Annotated in this window: 1 pseudogene; it reads right to left on the bottom strand. The window is 70.0% G+C overall.

The features are described 5' to 3' along the window. Nucleotides 1–253, bottom strand: a pseudogene (locus tag SB756_RS32830) (Zn-dependent hydrolase); the annotation flags it as partial.

Genomic DNA, 253 nt, shown 5'->3' with positions numbered 1-253 from the left:
CATATGGCTCAGCCCCAGGTGCTCGGCGCCCTGGCGCACGGCGGCCACGCAGGCGGGGGCGAAGTCCAGCGGCGGGAAATCGGCGGTGGCGGTCAGCTCGAACGTCAGGCCGTGCTGGCGGCAGCTGTCTTCGATCACCTGGCGCACTTCATCGACCATGGCTTGCAAGCGGTCGGCGTGCAGGTGGCTCAGGTCGAGGGTCATCTGCACGTGCCCGGGGATCACGTTGCGCGAGCCCGGGTGCAGGCTCAGG

Origin of the sequence: Pseudomonas sp. SIMBA_068 (assembly GCF_046534705.1) — a bacterium.
In the GTDB taxonomy this organism is placed as follows: Bacteria; Pseudomonadota; Gammaproteobacteria; order Pseudomonadales; family Pseudomonadaceae; genus Aquipseudomonas; species Aquipseudomonas putida.
Note: the sequence above shows the minus strand (reverse complement) of the source record. Positions and strands in the feature narration are given on the sequence as shown.